Annotated in this window: 20 protein-coding genes and 2 pseudogenes; 10 read left to right on the top strand and 12 right to left on the bottom strand. The window is 61.8% G+C overall.

The window, feature by feature from the left end:
* Positions 1–19: 19 nt before the first annotated feature.
* The 8 genes from ccoS to ccoN form a co-directional block, all read right to left on the bottom strand.
* Positions 20–175, bottom strand: a complete 156-nt coding sequence (gene ccoS / locus HUI96_RS05410) for a cbb3-type cytochrome oxidase assembly protein CcoS (protein WP_188253619.1) — start codon at positions 173–175, stop codon at positions 20–22.
* A complete protein-coding gene (locus tag HUI96_RS05415) occupies positions 172–2,433 on the bottom strand; it encodes a cation-translocating P-type ATPase (RefSeq protein ID WP_188253620.1) in 2,262 nt (753 codons plus the stop codon). The genes ccoS and HUI96_RS05415 overlap by 4 nt, the downstream gene beginning before the upstream one ends.
* Positions 2,430–2,927 carry a FixH family protein gene (locus HUI96_RS05420; RefSeq protein WP_188253621.1) on the bottom strand — a complete coding sequence of 166 codons (498 nt, stop codon included), beginning with the start codon at positions 2,925–2,927 and terminating at the stop codon, positions 2,430–2,432. The genes HUI96_RS05415 and HUI96_RS05420 overlap by 4 nt, the downstream gene beginning before the upstream one ends.
* Positions 2,924–4,480, bottom strand: a complete 1,557-nt coding sequence (ccoG, locus tag HUI96_RS05425) for a cytochrome c oxidase accessory protein CcoG (RefSeq protein ID WP_188253622.1) — start codon at positions 4,478–4,480, stop codon at positions 2,924–2,926. The genes HUI96_RS05420 and ccoG overlap by 4 nt, the downstream gene beginning before the upstream one ends.
* A gap of 231 nt (positions 4,481–4,711) precedes the next feature.
* Positions 4,712–5,575: a cytochrome-c oxidase, cbb3-type subunit III gene (gene ccoP / locus HUI96_RS05430; protein WP_188253623.1), complete on the bottom strand. Its 864-nt coding sequence runs from the start codon at positions 5,573–5,575 to the stop codon at positions 4,712–4,714.
* A gap of 3 nt (positions 5,576–5,578) precedes the next feature.
* Positions 5,579–5,731 carry a cbb3-type cytochrome c oxidase subunit 3 gene (locus HUI96_RS05435; RefSeq protein ID WP_188253624.1) on the bottom strand — a complete coding sequence of 51 codons (153 nt, stop codon included), beginning with the start codon at positions 5,729–5,731 and terminating at the stop codon, positions 5,579–5,581.
* Positions 5,732–5,742: 11 nt separating this feature from the next.
* Positions 5,743–6,474 (bottom strand): cytochrome-c oxidase, cbb3-type subunit II, encoded by a 732-nt coding sequence (ccoO, locus tag HUI96_RS05440; protein WP_188253625.1) that lies wholly within the window; start codon positions 6,472–6,474, stop codon positions 5,743–5,745.
* A 15-nt stretch (positions 6,475–6,489) separates the two neighbouring features.
* The gene (ccoN, locus tag HUI96_RS05445) at positions 6,490–8,103 is read right to left on the bottom strand and encodes a cytochrome-c oxidase, cbb3-type subunit I (protein WP_188253626.1); all 1,614 of its coding nucleotides are present in this window, start codon (positions 8,101–8,103) and stop codon (positions 6,490–6,492) included.
* Positions 8,104–8,313: 210 nt separating this feature from the next.
* On the opposite strand from ccoN, the gene HUI96_RS05450 reads away from it, so the two are divergent.
* Entirely contained in the window at positions 8,314–8,826 is a 513-nt protein-coding gene (locus HUI96_RS05450; protein WP_337917992.1) for a hemerythrin domain-containing protein, read from the top strand.
* A gap of 9 nt (positions 8,827–8,835) precedes the next feature.
* On the opposite strand, the gene HUI96_RS05455 is transcribed toward HUI96_RS05450, so the two are convergent.
* Positions 8,836–9,558 (bottom strand): Crp/Fnr family transcriptional regulator, encoded by a 723-nt coding sequence (locus HUI96_RS05455; protein ID WP_188253627.1) that lies wholly within the window; start codon positions 9,556–9,558, stop codon positions 8,836–8,838.
* A gap of 154 nt (positions 9,559–9,712) precedes the next feature.
* On the opposite strand from HUI96_RS05455, the gene hemN reads away from it, so the two are divergent.
* The gene (gene hemN, locus HUI96_RS05460; RefSeq protein WP_188253628.1) at positions 9,713–11,062 is read left to right on the top strand and encodes an oxygen-independent coproporphyrinogen III oxidase; all 1,350 of its coding nucleotides are present in this window, start codon (positions 9,713–9,715) and stop codon (positions 11,060–11,062) included.
* Between the two features lie 186 nt (positions 11,063–11,248).
* Positions 11,249–12,298, top strand: a complete 1,050-nt coding sequence (locus tag HUI96_RS05465) for a capsular polysaccharide biosynthesis protein (RefSeq protein ID WP_337917993.1) — start codon at positions 11,249–11,251, stop codon at positions 12,296–12,298.
* 336 nt (positions 12,299–12,634) lie between these two features.
* Here HUI96_RS05465 and HUI96_RS05470 read toward each other — a convergent pair whose 3' ends face one another.
* Positions 12,635–13,357 (bottom strand): hypothetical protein, encoded by a 723-nt coding sequence (locus HUI96_RS05470; RefSeq protein WP_188253629.1) that lies wholly within the window; start codon positions 13,355–13,357, stop codon positions 12,635–12,637.
* Positions 13,358–13,558: 201 nt separating this feature from the next.
* On the opposite strand from HUI96_RS05470, the gene HUI96_RS05475 reads away from it, so the two are divergent.
* Together HUI96_RS05475 and HUI96_RS05480 are read left to right on the top strand one after the other, a co-directional pair.
* Entirely contained in the window at positions 13,559–14,353 is a 795-nt protein-coding gene (locus tag HUI96_RS05475; protein ID WP_188253630.1) for an ABC transporter permease, read from the top strand.
* Between the two features lie 132 nt (positions 14,354–14,485).
* Positions 14,486–15,325, top strand: a complete 840-nt coding sequence (locus tag HUI96_RS05480) for an FkbM family methyltransferase (RefSeq protein ID WP_188253631.1) — start codon at positions 14,486–14,488, stop codon at positions 15,323–15,325.
* Positions 15,326–15,700: 375 nt separating this feature from the next.
* Here HUI96_RS05480 and HUI96_RS29825 read toward each other — a convergent pair whose 3' ends face one another.
* A complete protein-coding gene (locus tag HUI96_RS29825; RefSeq protein ID WP_188253632.1) occupies positions 15,701–16,471 on the bottom strand; it encodes a CatB-related O-acetyltransferase in 771 nt (256 codons plus the stop codon).
* Between the two features lie 163 nt (positions 16,472–16,634).
* Between HUI96_RS29825 and HUI96_RS05490 the strand changes: the two genes are divergently transcribed.
* Positions 16,635–19,106 (top strand): glycosyltransferase, encoded by a 2,472-nt coding sequence (locus HUI96_RS05490; protein WP_188253633.1) that lies wholly within the window; start codon positions 16,635–16,637, stop codon positions 19,104–19,106.
* A 784-nt stretch (positions 19,107–19,890) separates the two neighbouring features.
* On the opposite strand, the gene HUI96_RS05495 is transcribed toward HUI96_RS05490, so the two are convergent.
* Positions 19,891–20,547 carry a TetR/AcrR family transcriptional regulator gene (locus HUI96_RS05495; RefSeq protein ID WP_188253634.1) on the bottom strand — a complete coding sequence of 219 codons (657 nt, stop codon included), beginning with the start codon at positions 20,545–20,547 and terminating at the stop codon, positions 19,891–19,893.
* Between the two features lie 122 nt (positions 20,548–20,669).
* Here HUI96_RS05495 and HUI96_RS05500 point away from each other — a divergent pair.
* From HUI96_RS05500 to HUI96_RS05520, 4 genes and pseudogenes are all read left to right on the top strand, one after another.
* Positions 20,670–21,985: pseudogene (locus HUI96_RS05500) on the top strand (FAD-dependent oxidoreductase).
* Between the two features lie 64 nt (positions 21,986–22,049).
* Positions 22,050–23,631: pseudogene (locus tag HUI96_RS05510) on the top strand (ABC transporter substrate-binding protein).
* A gap of 190 nt (positions 23,632–23,821) precedes the next feature.
* The gene (locus HUI96_RS05515) at positions 23,822–24,445 is read left to right on the top strand and encodes an FMN-binding negative transcriptional regulator (RefSeq protein WP_188253635.1); all 624 of its coding nucleotides are present in this window, start codon (positions 23,822–23,824) and stop codon (positions 24,443–24,445) included.
* A gap of 142 nt (positions 24,446–24,587) precedes the next feature.
* Complete coding sequence (locus HUI96_RS05520) at positions 24,588–24,803, top strand: hypothetical protein (RefSeq protein WP_188253636.1); 216 nt, start codon at positions 24,588–24,590, stop codon at positions 24,801–24,803.
* The last annotated feature ends 177 nt before the right edge of the window (positions 24,804–24,980 follow it).

A 24,980-nucleotide genomic window follows, 5' to 3' on the forward strand; every position in this document is an offset into this window, starting at 1 on the left:
GGATTCTCGGTGGCGCTGGCTAGCGCCGAGGTGCGACGTCGTCCTCGATCAGAATGCGTTCGGCGGCGCCGTCGAGGTCCTCGTACTGTCCGCTGCGCAGCGCCCAGATGAAGGCGACTAGACCCATGCCGCCGAGGAAAAGCGCAACCGGGATCAGGTAGGTAAGCGTGGTCATGATGCGGCTGCCGGTTCGAGGGAACTCGGCCGCTTCTCGGCCTCGACGGAGGTAGCGGGAGCGCGGCTGCCGGCGAGCAGGCGGAGCGCGTTGGCGATCACCAGGATCGACGAGCCGGACATGGCGATTGCCGCGATGAGCGGCGTGACATAGCCGAGGATCGCGATCGGCACTGCGATTGCGTTATAGACGAGCGCCAGCGCGATGTTCTGCCGGATCAGACGGCCGGCGCGGCGCGACACCTCGATGGCGAGCGGCACGGCCTCCAGGCTCTCGCGCAGGAAGACGAAGTCTGCGGCATTGCGGCCGACATCCGCCGCGGTCGCCGGAGCGATCGAAACGTGTGCGGCCCCCAGTGCCGGAGCATCGTTCAGGCCGTCACCGACGAACAGGACCTTGCGGCCTTCTCGTGCGAGTTCCTCAAGCCGCTCGACCTTGCCTGCCGGCAGCAGGCCGGCCGCATAGTTTTCGATCGCAAGCTTCTCTGCGGTTGCCCGGCAGGCCGGCTCGGCATCTCCCGACAGCATCTCCACCAAGCGGCCTTCCTGCTTTAGGCGGGCTATCGTTTTCGCGGCACCCTGGCGCAGCACATCGTCGAATCGGAAGTTAGCGACGATCCTGCCGTCCCGCGCGAGCACTGTACCAGACTCGTCGGCGGCTTGCCCTTCGCTCGCCCAGGATGCCCGACCAAGGCGCCACGTCGAGCCTTGCGTGCGGCCTTCGATGCCGAAACCGGGTTTTTCGATCAGATCCGCAAAGACGGGGGCTGCGCCGTTGGACGTAGCCTCCCGCGCGATCGCCTGCGAAAGCGGATGGCGGGAATGGGCTGCGAGTTCCGCCGCGATCGGCATAAGTTCCGTTGCGATGTCATCGGCATTGACTAGCCGCGGCCGGCCGAGCGTTAGGGTACCGGTCTTGTCGAAGACGGTCGTATCGGCTTCCGCCAGCCGCTCCATGGCCGAGCCGTCCTTCACCATGACGCCGTGCTCGAACAGCCGCCGGCCGGCCACCACCTGGACGATCGGCACCGCTAGCCCGAGCGCGCACGGGCAGGTGATGATCAGCACCGCGATGGCGATCGTCATCGCCTGATGCCAGTCGCCGTTAATGGCAAGCCAGCCGAGGAAAGTGATGAAGGCGGTGAGGTGCACCACCGGCGCATAGAGCGCCGACACGCGATCGGCGATGCGCCGGTAGCGCGTGCGCCCGCCCTCGGCAGCCTCCATCATGCGCATCATCTCGGCAAGGAAGGAGTCCGAAGCCGGGGCGGTGGCAACCACGGTCAGCGGGCCGGTGAGATTGAGCGTCCCTGCGCGTACCATGCCGCCGCCGGCGACGGCCTGCGGGCGACTTTCGCCGGTCACCAGAGAGGCATCGATGTCGGACGCGCCGTCCTCTACCCGTCCGTCGACCGGGATGCGCTCGCCTGCGGTGATCAGCAGGCGGTCGCCGGCGGCGATCTCGGCCAGGTCGCGATAGTCCCGCCGGCCCGCTTCGTCGATGACCAGGGCGCCGCGGGGTGCCAGCCGCGCCAGGCCGATGACGGCGGCGCGCGCCCGGTCGCGCATCATATGGTCGAGCGTTCGGCCGATCAGCAGGAAGAAGAGCAGGGACACGACGCCATCGAAATAGGCATGGGGCCCGTGCGTCAGCGTCTCATAGAGGCTCATCGCATAGGCCAGCGTGATACCGACCGCGATCGGCACGTCCATGTTCATGCGGCCGTGGCGCAGCGCGCTCCAGGCGGAGCGGTAGAAGATCGCGCCGGAGAAGGCGAGGGTCGGCAGGGCGATCAGGGCCGAGATCAGGTGGAAGAGATCGCGCGTGGCACCGTCTGCGCCGGACCACACCGCGACCGAGAGGAGCATGATGTTGCCGGATGCGAAGCCCGCGATGGCGACGGCGCGGATCAGCTCGGCGAAAGTGCGGTCCTTTCCCACCTCGCCGTCCTGGAAAAGATGCGGCGGGTAGCCGATCCGGCTCAGCGTCTCGACAATTGGCGGAAGCTTGTCGCCGCGCCACTTCACGGTCACTCGCCTGGTCGACAGGTTGACCCGGGCTCCGGTCACCTCAGGCAAACGTGCGAGGCTGCCCTCGATGGTGGCGATGCAGGCGGCGCAGTGAACGGCCGGAACCGAGAGCTCCACCTGCGAGGTGCCGTCGCCCAACTGTCGGCTGGCAAGCCGAAGTTCGTCGGGGGAGAGCGTCGTCGTCAGGAGATCCGCGGCGGCTTCCGCACCGGGTGCGCAGCAGGTCATCTCAGTTCTCCATCCTGGACGGTCAGACGGCGGATCTCCCGGTAGGGATGGTCGAGACCGGCATCGATCTCGAACTCGGCAATCCACGCGCCGTCGCGCAGCGCGGTATCGGCCTCGAGTTCGCCCCCGGCGACGGGCTTGAGGAGCAGTGTACGATCCTCGGAGTCGCCGATCGGGCGTCTGATGCTGACCGTGCCCTTCACGGCGGCGACGGGCAGGTCGTCGCGATCGAACAGCTGATAGCTTATCCGGCCGTCGGAGAGTGCGAGCTTGGAACCCCAGCCTAACTCAGCCTGGGCGCGCCACTGTGCCGATTTCTCGTTGAACTCCTGGCTGGCGACATAGGAGTTGCGCACCACGAAGCCGCTCCAACTCGAATTGGCGAAAACCGCCATTGTGGCGTTGACGGCAATGATGACGCTGAAGAAGGCCAGCATGATCACGAGCATGTGGACGCCCGTGAATCCCCGCTTCCGGATGTGTGCTTCTCTCATTTCGGATGCTCCGGTGCCGTGAAGGTCGCATCGTAATGGGCGGTGTCGTGGCTCGCCTTGTCCTCGACGACGAAACGGAAGGATTGTGCGATGTCTTCGACATGTTCGCGTGGCTGGCGGACATAGACTTTCAGCGTCTTCAGTCGGTCGGGCTCCACTGTCACCGGAAAGGACCGGTCTGCCTGCTCCAGGCCGACGACGAACATCTCCGCGCCGTCCAGTCCCTCCAGCGTGACCACGATCGTGCGGGGCTCGGGGATCTTGTTGAGCAGCTTGACGGTGTAGCCGTTGCGGATCGCGCCGTCGGAGAGGACGACGTGCTGCGGGTTGCGGTCCTGCAGGACGTTGATCTCGAGCCGGTCGCGCGTCAGCAGGCCATAGACCAGCGCGAGGCCGACCAGCGACCATGCACCGCAATACACGAAGGTGCGGGGCCGCAGGATCTTGCCGAGCCGGAACTGCGCCATTCTTTCGGACAACTTGCCGTCCTTGCCGCGGACACGCGTCGGGTCGATCGCCGACGTGCCGCCGGCCGTGGCGATCGCCATGTTGGAATTGTAGTCGGCAAGGGTCGCGTAAGAGATCAGTCCCCGTTCCTTACCCAGCCGGTCCATCACGTTGTCGCAGGCGTCGATGCAGAGCGCACAGGTGATGCACTCCATCTGCTGGCCATCGCGGATGTCGATACCCATGGGGCAAACGGCCACGCAGGCGTTGCAGTCGACGCAGTCGCCCACGACCTGGCCGGCTGCTGCGGCCTTTTTCGCATGGCGGGACCGCGGCTCGCCGCGCCAGTCATTGTAGGTCACGGTAAGCGAATGCTCGTCGAGCATCGCCGCCTGGATGCGCGGCCACGGGCACATGTAGGTGCACACCTGCTCGCGCAGGAGGCCACCGAGGACGTAGGTCGTGGCGGTCAGAATAGCGACCGTGAAGTAGGCGACGGGGGCGGCCTGTCCGGTGACGAAATCCATCAGCAGGCTCGGGGCGTCGGCAAAATAGAAAATCCACGCGCCACCGGTGGCCACCGCGATCATCAGGAAGGTCGCGTGCTTGGCGCTCCGCAGGGCAAGCTTGCGCGCGCTCCAGGGCGCCTGGTCGAGCTTGATGCGGGCGTTGCGGTCGCCCTCGATCAGGCCCTCGACTGCCAGGAATAGGTCCACCCACACCGTCTGTGGGCAGGCGTATCCGCACCAGGCGCGCCCCACGGTCGACGTGACCAGGAAAAGACCTAGCCCCGCCATGATCAGCAGTCCGGCGACGAGATAGAACTCCTGCGGCCAGATCTCGATGAAGAAGAAGTAGAAGCGCCGCTGGGCCAGATCGACCAGGACCGCCTGGTCCGGCGCGAACGGGCCGCGGTCCCAGCGGATCCAGGGCGTGAGATAGTAGATGCCGAGGGTGACCAGCATGACCAGCCACTTGAAGCGCCGGAAGCTCCCTTCGGCCCTTTTCGGAAAAATCTTCGTGCGAGCGGCGTAGAGCGGGCCGCGCTTTCGCGCGGAATTGACCGCCTCGGCGTCGAGACGCTCAACTTCGGTTCTCATCAACATTTCCCACTCCGGGATCGACTTCCTGCAGTTGGCTCGGGCTTTCCCGCTCGATCAACGTGGTTCTCGTACCTCTCGCCTCCTAGGTTGTTGATCCAGGTCAAGCAGGGGGTGCGACAAATGAGAAGCCCGGGCGCGTGTCCCGGGCCTTCATACTCATCGGATCGGTTGGGGATGGGCTCGCCACGGACACAACAGCATTCATGGCCGGCAGCGACGTCGGAGCGTTCAGCCCTATTCGCCCCCGCCCAGCGAATGCACGAACACGGAGAGTTCCTTGACCGCGACATCGCCGAGCCGGCCGCCCCAGGCGGGCATCACCCCGTGTTTCGGCGAGCGGATCTGCGCGGCGATCTCGGCCTGCGATGACCCATAGAGCCAGATAGCGTCGGTCAGGTCCGGAGCGCCCATCTCGCGGTTGCCATTGCCGCTCTCGCCGTGGCAGGCGGCGCAGTTCTGCTCAAACAGCGGCTTGCCGGCGGCAGCCATCTCCGCATCCGCGTTCATGCCCGAAAGCGAGGCGGCAAAGGCTGCGACCTGCTGGATCTCGCCGGGCTGCAGGACGTCGCGGAACGCCGGCATTTCGGAGACGCGCGTGTCGGCGTCCTCAGAGTATCGGATGCCATGGGCGATGCTCTGCCGGATGGACTCGATGTCGCCGCCCCACAGCCACTCGTCGTCGTTGAGGTTGGGGTATCCGGGACCGCCTTCCGCGCCCGAGCCGTGGCACTGTACGCAATTCACCTTGAAGGTCGCGGAGCCAGCTGCGGTCGCGAACGTCCTCAGGTTCTCGTCGGCGAGAATCTCCTCGACACTCTTGGCAGCGATCTCGGCGACGTAATCGGCTTTGGCCGCCTCCACCGCTGCCAGTTCATTCTTGACGTCGGCGCGGCTGGAATAGCCGAGCAGGCCGGTGGTTGCCGAGTTGATCAGGGGCCAGGCCGGGAAGGCGATGGCGTAAGCCAGAGCCCAGACGACCGTGGCATAGAAGGTCCACAGCCACCAGCGCGGCATCGGATTGTCGAGTTCCTTGATGCCGTCCCACTCGTGTCCGGTCGTCGAAACGCCGGACACCTCGTCGATCTGCTTTTCGCTCATTGTTCAGTCGTCCTTGAGGGGGATGCGGGCGGCTTCGTCCGCAAGCTTCCGGCTTCCCGGCCGGAAGGCGAAGATCACGGCACCGATGAAGAAGAGCGTCATTCCGAGAAGCCCCCAGCTATCGGCGAAGTGTCTGAGCGCAGTGTAGAGTTCCATGACAGCGCTCCTCAGCGACGGCCGGCGGGTTCGTCATAGGTTGAGAAATCGACCAGCGTACCGAGCATCTGCATGTAGGCCACCAACGCATCCATCTCGGTGAGCGCCTGCGGATTTCCGTCGAAATCGCCGAGCCTGGCCTTCGGATAGCGGGCCTCCACGCCGGACGTGTCCGCATTGGGGTCGGCCTGAGCGATCATATCGGCTTCGGCGTTGGCGATCATCTCGTCGGAATAGGGCACACCGACCTTGGTGTTTGCGACGAGGTGCGTGGAAAAACCTTTCACATCGAGCGGCTTGTCCTTGAGAAACGCGTAGCTCGGCATGACGGATTCCGGCACGACCGAGCGCGGGTCGGTGAGATGCTGAACGTGCCATTCGTTCGAGTAGCGGCCCCCGACGCGGGCGAGGTCAGGCCCCGTCCGCTTCGAGCCCCATTGGAAGGGATGGTCGTACATCGACTCCGCTGCCAGGCTGTAGTGGCCGTATCGCTCGACCTCGTCGCGGAAGGGCCGGATCATCTGGCTGTGACAGACGTAACAGCCCTCGCGGATGTAGACGTCGCGGCCGGCCAGTTCCAGCGGCGAATAGGGCCGCATTCCCTCGACCTTCTCAATGGTGTTGTCGAGATAGAAGAGCGGCGCAATCTCGACAATGCCGCCGATCGTGACCACCAGGAGCGAGCCCGCAAGCAGAAGCGTTGCGTTGCGCTCGAGGAGGGCGTGCTTGTCCAACAATGCCATTGGATTTGTATCCTCTTATTCCGCGGGCTGCAGCGCGACGGAGGCGCGGGCACCGATCGAAGCTTCCTCGCGCTGGTAGCCGAGGATGGTCATGGTGATGTTGAAGGCCATCACGATCCCGCCGGCGAGATAGAGCGCTCCGCCGAAGGTCCGCATCACGTAGTAGGGGAGCATCGCGGCGACGGTCTCGGCGAACGAATAGACGAGGAAGCCCTGCTCATCGTACTCGCGCCACATCAGGCCCTGCTGGATCCCGGCGACCCACATGGCCGCCGCGTAAAGCACGATGCCAAGCGTGGCGAGCCAGAAATGCCAGTTGACCATGCGCACCGAATAGAGCCGCTCCCGGTTCCACAGCTTCGGCGCGAGATAGTAGACGGCCGCGAACGAGATCATGCCGTTCCAGCCCAGCGCGCCGGCGTGGACGTGGGCGATGGTCCAGTCGGTATAGTGCGATAGGGAATTGACGGCCTTGATCGACAGCATCGGGCCTTCGAACGTGGCCATGCCGTAGAAGGCGATGGCGGCGACCATCATGCGGATGATCGGGTCCGTGCGGATCTTGTCCCAGGCGCCCTGGAGCGTCATCAGGCCGTTGATCATGCCGCCCCAGGAGGGCATCCACAGCATGATGGAGAAGACCATACCGAGCGTCTGCGCCCAATCGGGCAGCGCGGTGTAGTGCAGGTGGTGCGGGCCGGCCCAGATGTAGAGGAAGATGATCGACCAGAAATGCACGATGGACAGCCGGTAGGAATAGACCGGACGGTCCGCCTGCTTGGGCACGAAGTAGTACATCATCGCGAGGAAGGGGATCGTCAGGAAGAAGGCCACCGCATTGTGGCCGTACCACCATTGGGTGACGGCGTCTTGCACGCCGGAGAAGGCCGAATAGCTCTTCGAGCCCAGGAAACTCGCCGGAATGGCGAGGTTGTTGATGACGTGCAGCATCGCAATGGTGATGATGAACGAGAGGTAGAACCAATTGGCCACATAGATGTGCGGCTCCCGGCGCCTCAGGATCGTCCCCAGAAAGACGACGAGATAGGCCACCCACACCACGGTCAGCAGCAGGTCCACATACCATTCGGGTTCGGCATACTCGCGGCTCTGGGTGATACCGAGCAGGTAGCCGGTGGCGGCCATGACGATGAAAAGCTGGTAGCCCCAGAACACGAACCAGGCGAGATTGCCGCCGAACAGCCGGGCGCGGCAGGTGCGCTGCACGACGTAGAACGAGGTGGCGATCAGCGCGTTGCCGCCGAAAGCGAAGATGACGGCCGACGTGTGCAGCGGCCGCAAGCGTCCGAAATTGAACCACGGTTCGACGTTGAGGTCCGGCCAGGCGAGTTGGGCCGCGATGACCACGCCAGCGAGGAAGCCGACGACGCCCCAGAAAACTGTGGCGATGACGCCGTAGCGGATCGGCTCGTCCAAGTAGGCGGAGGGATCGGCCGGGGCCGCCGGAGCAAAGCTTGTCCTGCGGATCAGCACCACCGTCGCAGCGGTCAGTACGAAGAACAGCACCCACATGTGCTGGCGGAAAGGTTCGTCGGCGGCGAACGCTACCCCCATCAGGGCGGCGAACGCGAACAGCCCGACGGCTACGATTTCGGTCCCGAATCTCATTATTGTCCTCGATGCGAGCGTCTGGCGGTCCCGTCCCCGGGCCGTGCCGCACCCATCACCTCTCGCGAAGGCCGACGTGTTGATCTAGGTCAAAGCTCGCCGGCATTCGCTGCAACACGCTTAGGTAAGCAAACCCAAGCGGGAGGATCATCTTTGGACCGCCTAATCAGCGAGGAGCGGACGCGCTGCGACAGGATGGAGGCCTGCCCCGTGGTCACCGCCTGCGGGCAAGAGGGCCGCGTGCCCTGCCTCGACATGCGAACCGCGCATCAGACAAAACTTCGGCTCTGCGAGACGCTCGAGCACATCGCCGACGGACTGCCGGCTGTCGACCGGCTGCAATGCCTCCAAGTGGCCAGCGAACTCACGCCCGTGCTGCGTGACTGCCATCGCTATGAGGAAGACGTCGTATTTCCGGCCTTTTTGCGGGGCCGCGCTGAGCACCCTTCCTCCGCCGCGTCGATTCGCCGCCTGCGGGTGGAGCACGTCGAGGACGAATGCGCGGCGCAGGACCTGACCGAACTCCTGCTGACAATCGGCCATGGCGGAGCCGTGGAGAACCCTGAAGCATTGGGCTTCATGCTGCGGGCATTCTTCCATGCTCTGCGGCGTCACGTCGCTTTCGAGCACGAACACATCGTGCCGTTCGCCGCCGAGGTGCTGGAAGAGGAGGCGTGTTGTGAGGCGTGCGCCGGAGGCGACGGCAACTGCGGGAACTGCTGAGCTATACGATTATTCCCCGGTCCTCGCCTCCAGCTTCGCTAGGCTCTCGACCGTCACGTGCCGATTGTTCTCGATGCGGATGATCCCCTCCGCCCGCAGCTTGGTAAGCTGCCGGCTGACGGTCTCGATCGTCAGGCCGAGGAAGTCGGCGATGTCGGCTCGCGTCAGCGGCAGGTCGAAAGCGGCGGTATCACGGTTCGGATCAGCCGACGGATCGATATTGCGGGCGATCAGCAGGAGAAAGCTGGCGATCTTCTCCGGCGCAGTCTTGCGCCCGAGCGTCACCATCCAGTCCCGCGCCTCGTCCAGTTCCTTCAGCGTCTGCCGGAACAGCCTCTGCTGCATGTCCGGCTGCTCCCTCATCATCCGCTCGACCGCCGCCTTCGGGAAGGAGCACAAGGACACGTCGGTCGCGGCGACGGCCTCTATCTCGCTTTCCGTCTTGAAGGGACGGCCGACAAAATCCGGCGCGAACTGCAAGCCAACGATCTGCTGGCGACCATCGGAAAGCGTCTTCGTCAGCTTGACCACGCCGGACAGGACGTTCGAATAGCTCTCGATCGCCGTGGCGTTGCCGACAAGCTCGGTCCCTTCCTCTGCCTTGTGGCGGCGGGAGTTCTTCGCAAGTACGACGAGTTGCTCCGGATCAAGTGCGCCGCAGATACCGCGATGGCGCGCCTCGCATGACTCGCAGAGGACCGGGACACCGCTCGTGTGGATGTCTTTTCGCATACAGCCCCTTCGCCGGCCGTCGCCGGACCCAAAACTATGCACTTTATAGTCCTTCGTTCGGCCCATGGCGGCAAGGCGTTTTGTCGCCGGGTTGATCAGGATCAAGGTGACCCGCCCTTCGCGATGAGAGGGCTGCCCCAAAAGGAGCAGCTTCATGCCTCAGAAAACGTTCTCAGGCCCCGCCCAGACGGCGCCGCGCTACACCAGCTATCCCACTGCGCCGCACTTTCATTCCGGCGTCGGACCCGCGACGGTGGAAAGCTGGCTGGCGGAACTGCCGGCGGGCGAGGCGATCTCGCTCTACCTGCATGTACCGTTCTGCGACCGGCTGTGTTGGTTCTGCGCCTGCCATACCAAGCACACCTTGAAATACGGGCCGGTCGCGCGCTTCCTGCAATCCCTTCATGTAGAAATTCGGACCGTCGCCCGCCTTCTCGGCGGACGCGTAACAGTCAACGCCCTGCATTTTGGCGGCGGCTCCCCGACGATGCTGCGGCCCGATGACACACGCGAGTTAATGCGCGTTCTGCGCGACAGCCTGCCCATTGCCGACAATGCGTCGATAAGCGTCGAGATCGATCCGAACGACATGGACGAGCCGCGGCTCGACGCACTGGCCGCCATCGGCCTGACCCGCGCCAGTCTCGGCATCCAGGATTTCGATCCCAAGGTGCAGCGGGCGATCAATCGCGAGCAGAGTTTCGAGTTCACCAGCAGCGTGGTGGAGGGCCTGCGCGTCCGGGCCATCGGCTCGATCAATCTCGATCTGCTCTACGGCTTGCCGCATCAAACCACGGCAAGCGTTGCCGCGACGATCCGTCAGGCTCTGTCCCTGCGCCCGGACCGGATCGCGCTGTTCGGTTACGCTCACGTTCCGTGGTTCAAGAAGCACCAGAACCTGATCGAGGAGGCCGCTCTGCCCGATGCCGAGCAGCGTCTGGAGCAGGCGACCGCCGCGGCCGAGATCATTCGTCAGGCCGGATACACGGCAATCGGGATCGACCATTTCGCTCTGCCGGGCGACTCGCTCGCCATCGCCGCCAGTCATGGCAAGCTGCGCCGCAACTTCCAAGGCTATACCGACGACCAACTCGAGACGCTGATCGGGCTTGGACCGTCCTCCGTCAGCCGCTTTCGGCAGGGCTATGCCCAGAACATCGCGGCGACCGGCGCCTATCAGCAGGCGGTCGATCAGGGCGGGCTCGCCATTCAACGCGGCATCGCGCTCAGCGACGACGACCGGGCGCGCGCCTGGGTGATCGAGAGGCTGATGTGCGACTTCGCCTTCTCGCGCAGCGAGGCGCGGGCCCTGTTCGGCGCCGCTGCCGAAGGCATCATCGGAGAGGCGCAGACGATGGCCATGGCGGAAACCTCGCCGCAGATCACTGTCGATGGCGAGCTTTTCGTCGTCGACCCGAGCCTGCGCCCCCTGGTCCGGACCGTCGCCGCCAGGTTCGATGCCTATCTCGGCCGAGGTACCGCGCGGCATTCCATGGCGGTCTAGCATACCACCTTGGCAGCCTAACCGTTTGTGCTGGTCATAGTTCTGAAGTAGTATCCGGCCGCAAATCTCGGAGGCGGGGTCTAGTTCATGCCGACCAGCGGTCCACTCCTGTGGGCGATGGCTATTTGTCGTTTTGCCGGAATATCCCTTGGTAAGAAAAGAGATCGCAATCGTCCGCTGGGGGTTGTGATCGGGTTTTCACCCTGGAAGACTTTTATCCGGGACTGGCTGCCCGGATACGACATCCGTCGGGAGAGCAACAAGCTCACGCGCCGCGACTTCTGGCTCAACACCGCGCCTGTCCTTCTGAGCGCTCGGCCCAATGTCGAGGTCTTTGCTTGGGGCTACAAGGAACCGCCATTCGTGACCAGGTTCTGCCGCAGGCACAAGATCACGATCAACCGCGTGGAGGACGGCTTTATCCGGTCCGTCCAGCTCGGCGCCGCGAAGGCGCCGCCATTGTCGATCTGCATCGACCGCCAGGGCCTCTATTTCGACGCGACCCGGCCGTCCGATCTCGAGGATCTCCTCAACAGCTTCGACTTCGACGCCCGCCCCGACCTCGTCGAGCGGGGACGCAGGGGTATTGAAGCGCTGCTCGGCAGCAAGCTCAGCAAATACAACACCGGCGCGTTCGCGAGCGCCGAAAGCCTCTACGGTCCGAAGCGCGGCAGGAAGCGCATCCTGGTCCTGGGGCAGGTCGAGGGCGACATGTCCATCATCAAGGGATGTGCGGCAAATCTCACCAACAACGACCTGGTCCGGATCGCGCGCAAGGAGAACCCGGACGCGCACATCATCTACAAGCCCCACCCGGAGGTCCTGCACGGCGCGCGAAAAGACCCGCCGCAGTCCGACCCGCGCGAGGTCATGGATGTCGCCCAGGTGCTTTTGCAGGACATCTCGCTGGCCGACGCGTTCGAGACGATCGACCACGTCTACACGATCACGTCGCTGTCGGGGTTCGAAGCGCTCATCCGCGGCATTCCGGTCACCTGCCTCGGCGCGCCGTTCTACTCGGGCTGGGGCCTGACCGACGACCGCCAGCTTACCGGGAGGCGCAAGCGCAAGCTGACGATCGAAAAACTGTTCGCCGGCGCCTACATTCTCTACCCCCGCTACTACCACCCGACCAGGCGGGAGATGATCGAGTACGAGGAGGCGCTGGCGCTGCTGGCCGAGATGAGGGAAGCGAGCGTCGGGAAGGGACGGAGCGTTGCCAACGTGCCGGCGTGAGTGGTCAAACACTGGTAGCTTGGACTATTGGGCTGGACGAGCCGCTGGTTAGCGTCGTGGCTGTGACATTGGCTCCGCTCAGGCCTCGTTCGTATTTGGTCTCTGTTCTCGATCTTGGCCCGAAACAGATCCTGTGCCTTGGCATTGCTCATGACGGCGCTCCCCTGCTGTGGCGCACGCAGTATTGTGCGGAGCAGGGGCTGTTACGTTTCAGGGAGGGGAATGCAGCGCGAAAGAGCGCTACCCGACAAGCACGGTGGTCATTGTCAGTCCTTCACCCACGACAACGACGAGTCGATGATGAGGAATCTTGTTGATCAGCCGTGCCATAAGCGCCTACTTGGCCAAGCCGACAAATGTTCCGATCGCCTCGATTTGATGCCGCGTCGGAGTCGTCGAATGGTGATCGTCGCCCGTCAACGACGTGACCGCGAAGCGAGCATGGGCGGCCTGAAGAGCTGCAACTAACTTTCCGGCTGCCGCGACGTCTGCGGCAAATCTCCCGTACTCAAGATAGATGAAAGGAAGCTCCGGGGCGGACCCGATGATATCGGTTAGGTCGCAAAAGCCTTCTGCCGCCGACATGCACTTCAGCCACGTCGGCGATGGGTTCAAGGTCGCACTTTCCCGATCGACTTGGGGATTGCTTGCCAAAGCTAACGGGAGACCGAGCCGGATCGCATAGTGGATCGCCGCATACCCTCCCATGGAGTTTCCGACCAGAGCCACATCCCGGCGTGAAACCCCGCAGTCTGCGATGGCTCTTTCTATCACTACTTCGTAATCCCTGCAGAGGCCGTCCCCCTTTTTTCCGAAGTAAAACGTGTTGCTGGGATCGCTTAGGAATAGATAGGCATCCTTGTAGGCGCCGTCAGCCTGCCAGTACCATGACAAGCGGCTGTAATAGCCGTTGCCCATCGCGCCAAAACATACAAGGAGTCGTCTCGGCCGATTTTTGCCCCTCAGAAAGACGAACTTGATCTTTCCGTGCGCATTTTCTTCCGCCGCGACAATTTTTGCAACGTCGACTTTCTCTCCGGCGAAAATGGCAGCGGTCATAAACTGGCTCTGTGATTAGGACTAGACTCTCCTGTGATATGCCAAGCTTTTTTTAGAGATCGCAAGTCGCATAAGGCCGTTGCATCCACGCGCGGTCAAAGCGCTGCGCGTCCAGCACGTCGGTCATTGTCAGTCCTTTGATGGTGGTGTTAGGAGGGACGCCCTCCTCAGTCGCGCAGGGCGAGATTACAAGGCGTCCAGATGCAGCACGTTCAGGCCTTCACTCTTCGGTCGCAGCTTGCCGTCATGGGAAGGGTCATCATTGCCGTCATCATCCGTGAGGTGAAGACACGGATAGGGCGCAACCGGATCGGACTGCTCTGGATCGTCATGGAGCCGATCCTTTTCACCCTGGGCGTGGTTCTCGTGCGCATGTTCCTCAGCAGGAATTCGCCGTTTGGAGAGAGCGCCGCATTGTTCATGGTGTCGGGCCTTCTGGTGGTTAGAGCTTTCACATCCACGGCTGGACAGCTCTCAAATGCAATCTCGGCGAACAAGGCATTGCTGACATATCCCCCGGTCAAGCCGATCGATCTTATCCTGGGTCGCGCGGCGCTCGAGATGGTTATCACGCTCTTCGTATGGGCGGTCTTTTTCACACTGGCCAATGTCTTCATCGAGAACAAGGTGTTGTATCATCCAGAGCGGGCATTTGCCGCCTTCTTCCTGTTGATGTGGTTCGCTTTCTGCGTCGGATACTTCAACGCTGTCGTATCAAATATTTTTTTGATGTGGTCTAAAGTCTGGACCATCATTCGCCTCCCGTTGTTGCTCTGCAGCGGCGTCTTCTACGTACCAATCCTGATGCCACCCGTCATGCAGGATATCCTTGTGTGGAATCCAGTTCTTCACTGCGTCGAGATGCTTCGAACGGGCATTTATCTGACCTACGAGCCTCTTTTGAGCGTGAATTATGTGATCTGGCTCGGCGCTATTCTCCTGCTGTTGGCAATGGCGCTAGAGCGGACATACCGCCACATCCTGCTGAACCGTTAGTTCGGTCTCTGAACAGATCCAAGCCATAGTGCCGTCCAGCACGGTGGTCATTGTCAGTCCTTTGAGGTGAAGGGTTGTTATCGGCGCTATGCTTCGCGTAGATACCGCAGCAGTTTGTCGCGGGGGAAAATCATGCTGGAGCAGCTTGGCAAAATGGCCGCCAAAAAACTCGGACTCGTCACAAGGTCTGAGCTGATCGCCATGCAGGAAATAAACATGCTGGCAACGTCGAGCCTTTACCAGCTATGGGGCGACAAGCCGCAAAGGAAGGCTTCGAACAAAGCTTTGGTGGAGCTCTTCTTCGGACTGGTCAAAATCCTGCAGCCGAGCCTTTTTATCGAGGCCGGGGCGAAGATGGCGGACACGTCAGTGCGCGCCCGACAATATTTGCCAGACGCCAGGATCGTGGCTTTTGAGGCGAGCCCAGACAACTTTGCGGTCTATTCGAAGTCCGAACCGCACGCCGAGAACCGCGTGGAATACCTGCATTACGCCTTGAGCGACAAAGAAGGCACGATCGATTTCAACATCCGCACGGCTGTTGCAGGACAGGCCGTATGGGTAAACTCGGGGGCCAACAGCATCCTTCCAAGGGCCGACGACAGGACCGAGTACAAAACCGTATCCGTCCCATCGAAGCGGATCGATGATTTCTTCGCCGGCTGCGGGAGTTGCGCCCTGTGGGTTGATGTCGAAGGCGCCAGCAAGCAGGTTCTCACTGGCGCCAAGGACACACTCAAAAAGGCTCTCGTCGCGATTGTCGAGGTGGAAGACTACGAGGTCTGGGCGGGCCAGTGGAAGGCGCGCGAAGTCATCGAAGCATTCCTTGATGCAGGTCTCGTCCCGATCGCTCGAGATTTTGAGTACAAGGGGCAATACAACGTCGTGTTTCTGAGGCAGGCCGCTTTTACCGGCAATCGCGACGTTCGCCAGAACATCGAGTTCTTCTATAGCGAGCTAGCCAAGAGGTAGGCGGGCACTCACGCCAGCCTCACCCCACTAAGCAAAGAAAAAGTAGCGGAACACCTGACTGCCGCCCTGTCTGTTCTCGACGCGAGCAGGACGAGTCTGGACCCGCCCGTTGCGCGAGGCGGCCACGGCTGTGGTGACGGGGCGGGAACAGGCTTAGGCGCGGCGCCGGCGGCTCCTTTAGCCTTTACGCGGGCAAGCACGGCCTCGACCTCATCGGGCACGACCAGCGCCTTATTCAGCCCGTCGCCGGCACAGTAGCTTTGCCCCCGCCTCACCCGCCGGTGCGCGCCGTCGGTGTCGGCAAGAACGGGGAAGGATGCCCATTCCTGCGCCAGGCGCTTGCCGAACCCCGCCGAGGCGGGGGCTCTTATTGCTTTATCGCAGTTCGATGGAATCGTCTGGTTTGACGACGATCCTTTTTGGCGTATATCGGGGAAAGCCTTCAGACACGCGCTGTTCGATTACGTCGATACATTTGTGGGGTGACGACCAATCTACTCCCCTGAGGATGGCGGGGCCATATTCCCACCACCTTGCCGCCAGAAGGCGACCTATTATCTCCTCGTCAAATCGATATCGGATAACGCGCGCAGGGACGCCCCCGACGATCCCGTAAGGAGGGACATCCCTGGTAACGACGGAACGAGCCGCTATGACTGCCCCGTCACCTATGGATACCCCTCGGGATATGTAGGCGCCGTCACCGATCCATACATCATTGCCGATTTTCACGCGACCGGCTCTTGCCGCTATTTGAGCATTCGCAGCTTGGCGTCCGACAGCGATCTGGTCGGGCGTGAGGCCGAACTCACTGAACAACTCCGGCCATTGCTTATCCCACTGGCCATTGAACATGGAGTGCGTGCCGAGCATACCAGTGGCGTGCTCCGCGGCTCCGACGGTGACATTGGGGGCAATCGAGCAGAAGCGACCGATGCTGTCGACGTGCCTGAAAACGGTCTGCCGACAGCCGAGATAAGTAAATGCGCCGATCTTCCAGACATCGAAAGCGCCACCCCGGAATTGGATAAAAGGTTCGAGTGCGATGGGGTCCTTCTTGAAGCTAAAGCCGAAGCGCGTATCGCTTGGCGGTCCCATAAAAGTCACTCTATGCCGACCAAGCGCCGCAACGACTTCCTCTTTCATCGATCCTCACCATCAATCAGACGACGAATGGAATTAAAAGAAGCACCGCGGTGACGCAACGCTTTTACGTCAAGGAGGAAGAGCCCCCTGCAGGGGTGAGGGTTGACTCATGGAGCCAAAGCCGGCCTTAACGGCAACTCCGCAAACCTATGAGAGGTTGACCATGCTTCACGCGCAGCCAAATGGCGATGAATTGCCTGCGGCCGAAACGGAAGAACTAACGAAGGTAAAATCTATTCTGACCAATACCAGACAATTCAGCAGCACCCGCGCCGCTGATGTCGTCACTCCGTCAGACATAACCATGGTCATCTGCCTGCGAGCACACGGAGGCAACCACTGGGTCATGGAGCGACTTGGCCTCATCCGCTCCTACTACAACCCGACGCCCCGCGTTCTCGTTCTCGACTTCGGATCACCGGAGCCATTCGCTTCCGAAATATCGGCCATCTGCGCGTTGAACGGGCTCGACTACTACCACGAACCGGACACGGACACCTATTCGCCGGCAGCCGCGCACAACCGCGGATTCGAGAAGTGCCAGACGGATCTCGTGTTCTTCTGCGATGCGGATTGCTTCGGCCCTGCCGACATGTTCGGTCGGATGGCAAGCATCGCCACTACTCTCAAGATGAAATCAGTGATCGATACACCGTTGATCATGCCAGTCTACCACCTCAACCAGGCTGACACGCAAGCGTTCTTTGATATCGATGACAACGCCGCTCGATCCAACCTTCTCGAAGCGCTGTCCTTCTATTCCCCTTTGGCCGAATTCCGCAAAGAGGAGAACTTTTTCATCGCTCCCTATTCGAACATATTCCTGATCAACCGCCGGATGTTTTCTCTCACCGGAGGATACGACGAGAGATTTCGTGGGCATGGTTCCGAGGATTTCGAATACCTGACAAGGCTCGGTCTCTACATCAAGAACGTGCCGTTGCCGGCCGACCTCACCAAAGATCACCTTGGACCGCTGCGTGAAGACTTCTTCAGTTCGAGGCCGTACAGCGGTTTCCGCCGATTTCTGGAGGCTCTATCCAAGCCCGCCGAGAACCTTGGCCTTCGCGTCTTCCATCTCTACCACGAGCGCTCGGAGAGCGAGGATTGGGGCTCACAAAACGACTGGAAGCGAGAACGCATGAATGAAGCGTTCGAAGTCTATGTGGAGTCAGAACACAATCTGCTTCAGGTGGATTTCCTGGTTCGTGAGAAGACCGTCGTGTGCCTCTGCAAGCATCTTGACCAGTGGGGCTATTACACGCCGCTGCGCGCCGCAGGGTATCGCCTCCAGCCCGTCTTCGACACCGAACCAGAGACAATCTCCGCAATCACTGCTGGCCTCGTGTCGGGCGAATTTTCTGCCCTAGCCATCTTCAACCCGTACATGAAGAGCCACGCACAGTTTAAGCAACTCGTCCTGCTCGCTCGCGACCTTGGTCGCGAAGTGCTCGTGATCGAGCGCGGTGCACTACCGGGCACGATCTATTATGACGACGACGTTGCCTACAATTCCCCCAACTTCTCGGAAGGCCGATTCCTGCAAGAGCAGTTCTCCGACGAAGAGCTTGAGGGTGCCCGCTCGTATATCGAAGAAGTGAAGGCCGGCGATCGCACCCTTGAGCAGATGGACGATTATGCGACCACGAAGCAGAAGCTCTCAGGGTTGGCTGCACTAAAGAGTCCTGTCTGCTTTATCCCCTTACAACTTGACGACGACATGGCCGTTACCATGTTCATCAAGGGTGAGCAGCAGTATCCGGAATTTTCTGCAAGCCTTTCACAGGTGATCGACGCCAATCCCGACATCGTGTTCGTCGTCAAGCCTCATCCGCTTTCCAAGATCGATCACCTGACGCAAAAGCCGAACCTGGTCCTCGCCTCACGAGAAGACAATATCCATTGCCTGCTCGACATCGCCTCATTTATGGTCTGCTACAATTCCGGCGTCGGCCTCCTCTCGCTTCTCCACCGGACCCCAACCGCGACAATCGGTAATGCATTCTACAACATGGCCGGAGCTGGCTATCGGGCCTTGTCAGTTCAGGACGCCATCGATGCCTTCAAGAGCGGCACTCTCACGCCACCGCCATCGAATCTTGTCGAGCGATTGGCCACGTGGTTCCTCTTCCGCCGCTATTCTCAGTTCGTCGCAACCGACAGCATCGCGGAGTTCAAGGATAGGAAGGCCCACGGCTACAAGGACATCCTCGTCACTCATTTCCGATGGAACGGGCTCGATATCCCGCTCGGTCGCCAGCGCAGTTTTGTGCAGTACAGCAAGCGCAGTTATGCTTGGTCGCAGCTTGGCGCAAAAGCGGCTACAAAGGTTACAAAGCACCATCCCTCCATGTATTACAAATGGGGCCGGTCCCACTATGCGACCGGCAATTTTGCCGCCGCAGCGAGGGACTTTATTGAAGCCTTCAACCGCGACGCATCAAAGCCGAACCTGCTTAGATACGCCGCAGAGGCGTATTGGCGAGCCGGTAACAAGAAGGCCGCAAAGGCAACTCTGACAAGGGCCATCAAGCTATTGCCGGGTAACAGGGCGGCTCGGCTCCGGTTGCTCACTATGAAATTCCCGCAGCTTGGGCTGATTATCGGGAACCACGAAATGAAGGTTCCGAGATGAAACCGAGCACGGGCAACTGAGCGACAACATCATCGATTTTCTTTCCGCTCGTATGCGTTCATACGACGACCAAAAAGGAAGGCGAATGCCGACCTTGCTGATCTTGTGAGAAGGAGATGTTGCGATTGGCTCCAGTCAGGCGAGCAGCAGAAGAACTCGCCAGCTGTTTAGCGGACGGCGAGCTCTCTAAGGCTTTCATTGTCGAGGTTGCGCATTTCCTTGACTTGCCAAAGGATAAAGAGGCAGAGCTCCTATTCTTCCTTCGTGCACTGGATGAGCGGGCCTACTGCGCCGAAAATCGTCGATGGGGTGAATGCCCTTAATTCCGGCAACTTCGGCAAGGCTGCCGAGATTTTTGACGCCTAGCAATCGCGCTTGGCAAGCCCAAATACTATCGTGCCGCTGCCGAAGCCTATGACAGAACAGGAGCTACCCACGAAGCTCTTCATCGGCTAGAGTCTGCCGTCAAATTGGCCCCCGAAATCAAGAGCATCAACCGCCGCCTTCGAGAGATGAGGCGGCCGAGATGGGTTCGGTGGCTAACGCGAAAGATCGGCATTCCGTCAGAACGCCCCTACGTCATAGAGAGTCGGAGTACTCAATCATGATTGAGGGTTTCTTTGACGAGCCCATCCCGGCAGCGCCACCCAACCATCGGTAAGGATAAGCCATAGCATCGGGTGATGCGAGGGGCAGGCCTTGTACAGGCCTGGTCTCAGCCTCCAGGCGGACGGTAGGTTGGCTCGCAGCCGGCGTGGCATCTGCCCCGGAAGCGTACCTTCCACTACAACCGGCTCCGCTCCTCCGCCCGCGAAGCAAAGTCGGAAAAATGCGCCACGTCGGATGGGCTCGGTTCCTGTCCGGTAAAACTGCGCAGATAGGCTGCGAGGTGGCCGAGCCTCGCTTCCATTGGCTCGTTCACGTCGAGCACGTAATAGCCGATCTGCGTATAGTAGAGGACGCGCGCGCGAATGACGGCGTCTGCTTCCCCATAGCCGTGCCGGCGATACATTTCGCGGATGGCCGCCAGCCGCTCCGCGTCGGCCTGCTCGATTGCATCGCGGACGCTCGCTGAACGACGGGCCCACTCGCGAATGCCGAAGTCGAGGCGAGGATCGAACAGGCGCTCGTCGGCCCAGCATTCGAAGACATTCATGACGGCGCGGATGATCGTGTCGGCCGGACGCTGGGCGCGCTCCACGATGGCCCTCGTGTTGGTGTTGCGCCAGTCCTCGAGCAACTGCGCCAGCAAGTCCTGCCTGCTCTTGAAGTACCAGTAGAAGCTCGAGCGCGAGACACCGAGTTTTTGGCCCAGCGGGAGAACGCGCACGCTCTCGACCCCCTGGGACACGAGCGTCTGCCGCGCGAGATCGATCCAGTCCTGGCGGGTCGCCTTGATATTGCCGGAGGCGGTCTCTTCGTGCGGCGCCACTGTCCTCATCTTCCTCGCATCGCACGGGGAAGAACCAGGCGCAAGCCGGCTGTACACTGGTGCCCAGAGGTGCTGGACACAAGTGTACAGAGCATCTATCGTGCCGGGGCGGATGCAGGGAGACGGGTCGGTTGAAATCGCACTATTGCGTCGTGGTGATCGGGGGAGGGGTGGTCGGCGCCTCTGTGCTCTATCATCTCGCAAAATTCGGCTGGACCGACATCGCCCTCGTCGAGCGCGCCGAACTGACGGCCGGTTCGACCTGGCATGCGGCGGCGGGCTTCCATGCGCTCAATGCCGATCCGAGCATCGCCGCCCTCCAGGACTACACGATTAGGCTCTAAAGCGAGATCGAAGCGGAATCCGGCCAGGACGTCGGCCTCCACATGCCCGGCGGGGTCATCATAGCCAGCGACCCGGCCCGCTGGGAATGGCTGAAATCGGCCTGGGCGGTGTTCCAGTCGGTCGGCATCGAGACGGCGCGGCTGGTCACCCCGGAGGAAATCAAGCAGATCTGCCCGATCGTCGATGTCACCGGCGTGCTCGGCGGCCTCTACGATACCAATGAGGGCCATCTCGATCCTTACGGCACCACGCATGCCTATGTCGGTGCGGCGCGGAAGCGCGGCGCCGACCTGATCCTGCGCAATCGCGTCGTCGAGCTGAAGCCGCGGCCGGACGGCGGCTGGAACGTGGTGACCGAGAAGGGCACCATCGTCGCCGAGCACGTCGTCAATGCCGGAGGGCTCTGGGCAAAGCAGCTCGGCCGGATGGCCGGCGTCGATCTGCCGGTGACCCCGATGGAGCACCACTACCTGGTGACGGAGGACATAGCCGAGATCGCCGCGCTGGACCGGGAGGTCGGCATCGCCGTCGATCTCGAAGGCTTCACCTATTTGCGGCAGGAGCGCAACGGCCTGCTGCTCGGCGTCTATGAGCGCAACCCGAAGCACTGGAACATGGACGGCGCTCCCTGGGACTACGGAATGCAGTTCGCGCTCTGGGGCAGCGTGCTCGCGGACGCCACGGTCTGCATCCATGCTGCCGGCTGGCTCAAGGCGGCCTCAGCGTCTCCTTCGAGTAACTGATCACCGACGTCGAGGCGCTGCAGACGGTGGCGGAGCTTTGCCAGGAGACCCCGGGCGACGCCGATGCGATCGGTTTCGATGCGATCGCCGAAGTGCAGCCGGGCGGACATTTCTTCTCCGCCGCCCATACGATGAGCCGATACCGGACCGCCTTCTACGAGCCGCTGGTGGCGGACTGGTCGAATTTCGGCAACTGGACCCAGTCAGGCTCGAAGACGGCGACCGAACGTGCCACCGCCGTGTGGCAGCAGGTGCTCGGCGAGTTCCAGCCGCCGGCATCCGCCGCGGCGTCAGCCGAGATACTGGACGAGTTTATAGCCCGCCGAACGCAGGAGGGAGGCGCGGCCCCGGTCTCTTAGGCCGATCTCAACACCGCGCAAAGCTAAGGATAGGGGACCGGCCGTAGGCCGGAGGAAACACCGAATGACTTTCTTTACACGCAATGGAAGGCCGGCGCCCGAATCTCTCGCGCGCATGGCCGAGCAAGCCAGGTCAGGCACGATCGACCGTCGCGAGTTTCTGAATCGCCAGCGCATTCGGTCTGACCATGGCGGGGGCCTACGGCATGATCGGGCTCGCTGCTCCGGTTCCGGCGCAAGCCGAGGAGCCCAAGACGGGCGGCGTGCTCAAGGTCGCGATGCTGGTCAAGGACATGAAGGACCCGCGCACCTTCGACTGGGGCGAGATGGGCAATATTGCCAGGCAGGTGCTCGAGCCCCTTGTGAAATACACCAAGGACTTCACCTTCCAGCCGATGCTTCTTGAAAGCTGGGACGTCAACGACGACGCCACCGAATACGTCCTGCATGTCCGTAAGGGCGTGAAGTGGAACAATGGCGACGACTTCGACGCAGACGACGTCATCTTCAACCTGAACCGCTGGTGCGACAAAAACGCGGAAGGCAACTCCATGGCCGCGCGCCTCGTCGCGCTGGTCGATCCGGCGACCGGGAAGGCGCGCGAGGGCGCGATCACGCGGGTCGACGGCCATACGGTCAAGCTCAGCCTTCAGAGCTCAGACATCTCAATCATCCCGAGCTTTTCCGATTACCCGCCCTGCTCGTCCATCGCGACTGCGAGAAGATGGGCTCCGACTTCGTCAAGAACCCGCTCGGCACCGGCGCCTTCGAACTGGTGTCCTACGAGGCCTCGGTGCGTGCGGTATACAAGCGGCGCGAGAATGGCGGCCTTTGGTGGGGTGGCGAGACCTACCTCGATGGGGTCGAGTTCATCGACTACGGCAACGACGCGAACGCCACGCTCAGCGCGTTCGAATCCGGCGAGGTGCATACGAACTACGAGACGACCGGCGACTATGTCTCCATCCTCGACGGCATGGAGCTTGTCCGCGGCGAAGTGCTGACCTCCGGCACGGTCGTCGCCCGCATGAACGTCAACAACAAGCCCTACGACGACAAGCGGGTCCGTAATGCGGTCCAGTTGGCCGTCGACAATGCGACGGTGCTGCGGCTCGGCTACAACAATCTCGGCGAAGTCGCCGAGAACCATCACGTCTGCCCGATCCATCCCGAATATGCCGAGCTGCCGAAGATCGGCCGCGACGTCGAAAAGGCCAAGGCCCTGATGACGGAGGCCGGGCAGATGGACTTCGAGCACGAGATCATCACCGTCGACGAGGACTGGCAGAAGAACACGGGCGACAGCATTGCCGCGCAACTCCGCGAAGCGGGCTTCAAGGTCAAGCGCACGGTGCTGCCGGGCTCGACCTTCTGGAACGACTGGACGAAATATCGGCGAGGCGTGGAATGAGTCCGGATTCTCGAACAAGGAGTTCGACGAGAAGCTGAATCAGGCTCTATCGATCGCGGACGCAGACAAGCGGCGCACAGCCATGGCCGACGTCGAACGAATCCTGCAGAACGCCGGCGTCATCATCCAGGCCTATTGGCGCAAGATTTTCCTGCATCCGGCGCCGAGCGTCAAAAACCATGGCGCGCATCCGACGCAGGAATTGAGCTTCGAAAAAGTTTGGCTTGAGGCTTGAGCACCGGGGCATCCTCGCGCCGTTGACACCGTCAGCGGCGCGCAAACGAAATGCGGTAGCCGGCGAGCGCACGGCCGTCACCGGCGCCGGCAGCCATGCTCCTGACATATGCGGCGTTTGAGCATGGTATCAGCATCGCGCCAAGTTCGGTGTATCCTCCGTCCTTGCCAAGCGCGCTAGGAGTTCAGCAATGTATACGCCGCCCGCCTTCCGCGACGACGATAAGGGCAGCCTGAGGGCGACGATCCGCGCGGCGCGGCTGGCAAACTTCGTCACCGCCACAGCGGACGGACCATTCGCGACACCGCTGCCTCTCTTCCTCGACGAGAGCGAGGGCGAGCATGGGGTGATCTACGGCCACCTCGCCAGGGCGAACCCTCAGTGGCGTGTTTCGCCGGTGGGTGACGGTTTGGCGATCTTCATGGGGCCGGACGCTTACGTCACGCCGTCGTGGTATGCGACCAAGCAGGAGACGGGGAAGGTCGTGCCGACCTGGAACTACGTCGCCGTCCACGCCCATGGCCCGGTCGAATTCTTCGACGATCCGGGCAGGCTGCTGGAAGTCGTCAATCGTCTCACCGACCTCCACGAGGGCGAGCGTGCCTCGCCCTGGGCCGTGTCGGACGCGCCGCCGGATTTCGTTCAGGCGCAACTGCGCGGAATCGTAGGTCTGCGCATGCCGATCGCGAGGCTCGAAGGCAAGCGCAAGATGAGCCAGAACCGGAGCGCGGCGGATCGAGCCGGTGTGGCCGCAGGGCTCGCATCCAGCGAGCGGGAATCAGACCGCGGGGTCGCCTCCCTCATCCCATCGTGAGGGCAGCGCGGGCAGGCGCGTTTCGTCACTTGCGTCGCCCAGCACCCGACGCTTCAACGGCCCATCAGGGTGCCGAACCAACCGCCGGCAACGCGCTCCATAATGCTTTTTTCTGGCGGCTTCCCAAGCCTGGGATGCCAGAATGGATACTCACATATGTGACGAAACGGCCAGAACTGCGCAGTCGATTCCCCATAGCTATTCCGAGCGACTTAAAACTCAAACGTTGCGCGTGCGCTTTGGACTCACGCTCAAAACCATCCGCGCCGCCAGGGATCGGCAGAAACAGGCCGGCACCTTGTCAGCTCAAAAAAAGCGGCTTCACCTGCAAAGACAGATTACCTCCAAAGAAGTATAGGTCGCTGACTACTTAAAATCGCATATCGCTTGATGCTGACATAGTATTCATGTCAGATATGCTGACCTGCGATCCGCGAGGACGACAGGGCGGCCGAGTAAGGACAATATGCGCGCGAGTACGCGAGCCCTTGGGGTGGGGTCTCATGTCTCTCAGTGAAATAGAGATCTTCGGATC

It is taken from the genome of Pseudaminobacter soli (ex Zhang et al. 2022), from assembly GCF_014595955.1.
Classification (GTDB): domain Bacteria; phylum Pseudomonadota; class Alphaproteobacteria; order Rhizobiales; family Rhizobiaceae; genus Kumtagia; species Kumtagia pseudosoli.

Bases quoted from the DNA above. Each gene is read 5' to 3' on its own strand.
- HUI96_RS05520 (WP_188253636.1), top strand. From the start codon at position 24,588: ATGGATACTCACATATGTGACGAAACGGCCAGAACTGCGCAGTCGATT.
- ccoO (WP_188253625.1), bottom strand. From the start codon at position 6,474: ATGGCATTGTTGGACAAGCACGCCCTCCTCGAGCGCAACGCAACGCTT.
- HUI96_RS05435 (WP_188253624.1), bottom strand. From the start codon at position 5,731: ATGGAACTCTACACTGCGCTCAGACACTTCGCCGATAGCTGGGGGCTT.
- HUI96_RS05515 (WP_188253635.1), top strand. From the start codon at position 23,822: ATGTATACGCCGCCCGCCTTCCGCGACGACGATAAGGGCAGCCTGAGG.
- HUI96_RS29825 (WP_188253632.1), bottom strand. From the start codon at position 16,471: ATGAAAGAGGAAGTCGTTGCGGCGCTTGGTCGGCATAGAGTGACTTTT.
- HUI96_RS05480 (WP_188253631.1), top strand. From the start codon at position 14,486: ATGCTGGAGCAGCTTGGCAAAATGGCCGCCAAAAAACTCGGACTCGTC.
- ccoG (WP_188253622.1), bottom strand. From the start codon at position 4,480: ATGTTGATGAGAACCGAAGTTGAGCGTCTCGACGCCGAGGCGGTCAAT.
- ccoP (WP_188253623.1), bottom strand. From the start codon at position 5,575: ATGAGCGAAAAGCAGATCGACGAGGTGTCCGGCGTTTCGACGACCGGA.
- ccoS (WP_188253619.1), bottom strand. From the start codon at position 175: ATGACCACGCTTACCTACCTGATCCCGGTTGCGCTTTTCCTCGGCGGC.
- HUI96_RS05415 (WP_188253620.1), bottom strand. From the start codon at position 2,433: ATGACCTGCTGCGCACCCGGTGCGGAAGCCGCCGCGGATCTCCTGACG.
- hemN (WP_188253628.1), top strand. From the start codon at position 9,713: ATGCCTCAGAAAACGTTCTCAGGCCCCGCCCAGACGGCGCCGCGCTAC.
- HUI96_RS05490 (WP_188253633.1), top strand. From the start codon at position 16,635: ATGCTTCACGCGCAGCCAAATGGCGATGAATTGCCTGCGGCCGAAACG.
- HUI96_RS05455 (WP_188253627.1), bottom strand. From the start codon at position 9,558: ATGCGAAAAGACATCCACACGAGCGGTGTCCCGGTCCTCTGCGAGTCA.
- HUI96_RS05470 (WP_188253629.1), bottom strand. From the start codon at position 13,357: ATGACCGCTGCCATTTTCGCCGGAGAGAAAGTCGACGTTGCAAAAATT.
- HUI96_RS05495 (WP_188253634.1), bottom strand. From the start codon at position 20,547: ATGAGGACAGTGGCGCCGCACGAAGAGACCGCCTCCGGCAATATCAAG.
- HUI96_RS05420 (WP_188253621.1), bottom strand. From the start codon at position 2,927: ATGAGAGAAGCACACATCCGGAAGCGGGGATTCACGGGCGTCCACATG.
- HUI96_RS05475 (WP_188253630.1), top strand. From the start codon at position 13,559: ATGCAGCACGTTCAGGCCTTCACTCTTCGGTCGCAGCTTGCCGTCATG.
- ccoN (WP_188253626.1), bottom strand. From the start codon at position 8,103: ATGAGATTCGGGACCGAAATCGTAGCCGTCGGGCTGTTCGCGTTCGCC.